Below are 3,670 nucleotides of genomic sequence, written 5' to 3'. Positions count from 1 at the left end.
ACGCAATTAGTCTAAGCTATAATATTTAAGAAATTTACTAAGCAAAAAAAAGGCAAATGGCGAGCTTTGACTCTATAATACTTTAAATTGGCGTTATAATAATTCACTGACGCTTAGTTCAAGCACGATTTGGCTGAGTGTAGAAAAAATGAAAAAGACATGTAGCCGCTATAATTTAATACAACCCGCCAAAAAATACCCTGAAATTTTTACTGAATTTTGTCATTGAGCCTACAGATCAAAAATAAGCTTTGAGTGTTAGAAACACCCTTAATGTTAAGGTCAGGGTGACGGCGAAGGTTGTCAAGTAGCCTTTTGTTTCTTGGGTAGCTTTTTTTCACTGTTGTTTACCCGCTTTCTGTGCGGTGAGGATTGGTATTAGAAAAAGCCATAGTACAAAAGTCTTGAAACCTTAGTGCAAAATTTATCAAAGAAGTTTTAATATTGTGATCAGCATGCATATTTATAACTCTAAACCTAGCAAATTCCTAGTAAAGAGTAGCACTCCTGAGATGAGTATTAGCCAAAGTACTGATATTGGTAGAAACACTTTCCAACCAAGACGCATTAGCTGGTCATATCGATATCTAGGTATTGTTGCCCTAGTCCAAATAAATATGAACAACAATAAAGCTATTTTTAAGACAAACCAAATTAAACCTGGAATTTTATACAAAAAATTAAGTTCTAGAGGAGGATACCATCCTCCTAAGAAAAATATTGTCATCATAGCACTTGCTAAGATCATGTTTGCATATTCCCCCAAGAAGAAGAGGGCAAAAGGCATTGATGAATATTCAACATTATACCCAGAGACAAGCTCTGCTTCAGCTTCTGGTAAATCAAACGGATGACGGTTAGTTTCTGCAAGAAGAGAGATAAAGAACACTATTGCCATAGGTATGAGTAGTAAATCAATCCAAAATGGCATATTATGCTTTGTTACTACCATTTCTCCAAGATTTAGTGTGCTAGTTGTGACAATAATTGTGGCAACTATTAGACCTATCGAAACTTCGTATGAGATCATCTGGGCAGCTGACCTTACGCTACCCAAAAATGCATAATTAGAATTACTTGACCAGCCTGCAATAATAATGCCATATACCTCTAAAGAGGATACAGCTAGCACATAAAGTACTCCAACATTAATATTTGCTATCACCTTAGGAATTACTGTCTGTTGTCTGTTTTCTATAATTACTTCAGCGCCAAATGGTATAACTGCCCATGCGATTAATGCTAAAATAAAGGTGAGCATCGGAGCCATAATGAACAATATGGTATTTGCCCTAAATGGTACTATCGGCTCTTTAATCAGTAATTTAATCGCATCTGCAAATGGCTGCAATAGCCCAAAAGGCCCAACCACACTTGGGCCATGTCTTAGTTGAATTGCACCAATAAATTTGCGTTCGAAGTACACCAAGTACGCTACTGAGAGCAGTAACGGCACCAAAACAAATAAAATGTTAGCTAGCGTGTCCATAGAAAGCCTTAGTACAATCTGCCATTGTTTTTGAAGCGCGGCTTATGGAGTCTGTCATATAAAAATTACATTCTTTTAGGGCGAAAGGTACGCTACTTAGTTTTATCTCGTCGCAGGTAATTGGTACCCATTTGTTTTTTACCACCTGGTCAGCGTTTCTAAACTGTGGACCTATAGTATCCAATTTTTTTTTCACGTCAAATAAACTATCATATGGGAAGGAGAGGCCCAGATATTGTGATAAATTTTTAATAATCAACCAGTCTTCCTTTGCTTCACCAGGAGGAAATACAGCTAAATTTGTTCTCTGCACTCGCCCTTCAGTATTCACGTAAGTTGCATATTTCTCTATGTATGTAGCTCCAGGTAGAATAACATCCGCTATGTGTGCCCCTCTATCGCCATGATGACCTTGATAGATTACAAACGTGTTTTCTAATTTTGATGTGTCGATTTCATCTGCACCGAGAAGATAAACAGCTTCTATATCGCCACTCTCTGCTTGCTTTAGTGTTTGGTTAATGTCTTTTCCACCTTTTTTGGGAACAAATCCAACATCTAATCCACCAACTCGTGCTGCGGCTTTATGCAGCACATTAAAACCATTCCAGTCATCCCTCACCATGTTAAAATTTTCTGCAATTGTGCTAGCTAAAGCTAGAATTGATTCAGAATCATCTCTTGTTAACGCATCTTGACCGATGATAAACATAGGGTTTTTAGCAGCGCTTAGCAGCTTGCAAAATTTGTGATTTCCTTTCGCTATTTCATTTAAAATGCCAGGATTATCGCCTAGCTTCTCAACATGATACAAATATTCAATGTCAGGACCGATGCTTGCAATAGGAAAGTTACCTTGTAAATATCTTTTTCTTATACGTGCATTAATAATTGGCGCTTCTACTCTAGGATTTGTGTTTATAAGAAGGCATAAATCTGCATTTTCTATACCCTGAGCAGTGGTGTTGAATACATATGATCCACGATTATTTTGTATAAGCCTTGCTCCATCCTGCCTACAATCTATATTTGCTGAGCCAAGCTTATGCATCATTTCTTTTAGTAGAAGCATAGACTCACAATCTGCTAGATCACCAGCAATTGCAGCCATTTTGTTTGGCCTCGTACTTCTTAGTTTTTTCGCAGCAACAGTTAGTGCTTCATTCCAATCAACTGGAATTAATTTACTACCTTTCTTTATATAAGGTTGGTCAAGGCGTTGCACTTTTAGTCCGTCATAAGTAAAACGAGTTTTGTCTGATATCCATTCCTCATTCACTTCTTCATTGAGTCTTGGCAATATTCGCATAACTTCTGGGCCGCGGTAATCGACTCTGATCGCACTTCCTACAGCATCGAGCACATCTATAGTTTCACAATGTAATAGTTCCCATGGGCGTGCCTTAAACGAGTAAGGTTTTGAAGTCAAAGCTCCTACAGGGCAGAGGTCTATAATATTTCCAGATAATTCAGAGCTAATATGCCTTTCTATGTAAGTGCTGATTTCTACATTTTCTCCTTTACCAATTCCCCCAAGTTCGTTTGTACCTGCAACATCAGACAAGAACCTAACGCACCGAGTGCAATGGATGCATCTATTCATTGCAGTTTCAATAAGTGGCCCGAAATGCTTTTTTGGTACAGCCCTTTTATGTTCGTCAAGTCTGCTAGTTCCCTTTCCATAGGCCATTGTTATATCTTGTAAGTCACACTCACCACCTTGATCACAAATTGGGCAATCAAGCGGATGGTTAATTAGCAAAAACTCGAGTACTCCTTCACGTGCCTTTTTGACTCTCGGGGTATTAGTGTGAATAATCATACCCTCTGCAACTGGTATTGCACAAGAAGCTACTGGTTTTGGAGGTCCGCCTTCCACTTCAACCAAACACATTCTACAATTACCAGCGATTGCTAAGCGCTCATGATAACAAAAGCGCGGAATTTCAACACCCACAGCCTCACAGGCTTGGATTATAGTAAGCCCAGCTTCCACTTCACATTTCCTAGAGTTAATGGTGATCTTAACCACAAACTTAAATCCACTACACAGCTTCCCATTTTATAGGATTGCCACTTTCGTCTTGAACGAGACTACCATCCCCATATTCAGCGGACATATAATTCATACGTGAGTCGCGATTTATATATCTAACTGGTTTTACCGGTTTATCTTTGTAC

At 38.5% G+C, this 3,670-nt stretch carries 2 protein-coding genes; both read right to left on the bottom strand.

Features of this window, described 5'->3' with window-relative positions; all coding sequences use genetic code 11:
* Positions 1-463 precede the first annotated feature (463 nt).
* The gene (gene nuoH, locus IHO40_RS05400; RefSeq protein ID WP_225537115.1) at positions 464-1,489 is read right to left on the bottom strand and encodes an NADH-quinone oxidoreductase subunit NuoH; all 1,026 of its coding nucleotides are present in this window, start codon (positions 1,487-1,489) and stop codon (positions 464-466) included.
* On the bottom strand, positions 1,473-3,521 hold the full coding sequence (nuoG, locus tag IHO40_RS05395) for an NADH-quinone oxidoreductase subunit NuoG (protein WP_225537114.1): 2,049 nt from the start codon (positions 3,519-3,521) through the stop codon (positions 1,473-1,475). The genes nuoH and nuoG overlap by 17 nt, the downstream gene beginning before the upstream one ends.
* Between the last annotated feature and the right edge of the window lie 149 nt (positions 3,522-3,670).

It is taken from the genome of Wolbachia endosymbiont of Mansonella ozzardi, from assembly GCF_020278625.1.
Taxonomy (GTDB): domain Bacteria; phylum Pseudomonadota; class Alphaproteobacteria; order Rickettsiales; family Anaplasmataceae; genus Wolbachia.
The sequence above is the reverse complement of the archived record's forward strand: the minus strand, read 5'-3'. Positions and strand labels throughout refer to the sequence as shown.